Annotated in this window: 1 protein-coding gene; it reads left to right on the forward strand. The window is 69.9% G+C overall.

Annotated elements, in window-relative coordinates:
* Positions 1-445: AMP-binding protein (locus ACLQ2S_RS27170; RefSeq protein ID WP_425703832.1), on the forward strand; the 445-nt coding region annotated here is incomplete at both ends.

Raw genomic sequence — 445 nt, forward strand, 5'->3', positions numbered from 1 at the left:
TGTCGGCGGGGGCGCGGCTGGTCATCGCCCGTCCGGGTGGGCACCGCGATCCGGCTTACCTCCGCGACCTGATCATCGCCGAATCCGTCACCGTGATCGACCTGGTGCCCGGCATGTTGGCCGCACTGCTCGCCGAGGACATCACCGGCTGCGGGTCGCTGCGTTCGGTCGTGGTCGGTGGTGAGGAACTGCCCGTCGACCTGGCACGTGCGTTCCTGACCGCGCTGCCCGACTGCGAACTGCACAACGCCTACGGGCCGGCGGAGACCACCGTCGACGTCGCCAGCTACCAGTGCACCACCGAAGCCCTGGCCGACGCCGCGCGGGTGCCGCTGGGAGGCCCTTTCCCGAACATCACCCTGCGGGTGCTCGATGAGGGTCTTGGTGTGGTGCCGGTGGGTGTGCCGGGTGAGTTGTGTGTTGCGGGGGTGGGTGTTGGTCGGGG

This window comes from Micromonospora sp. DT48 (assembly GCF_049844495.1).
Classification (GTDB): domain Bacteria; phylum Actinomycetota; class Actinomycetes; order Mycobacteriales; family Micromonosporaceae; genus Micromonospora.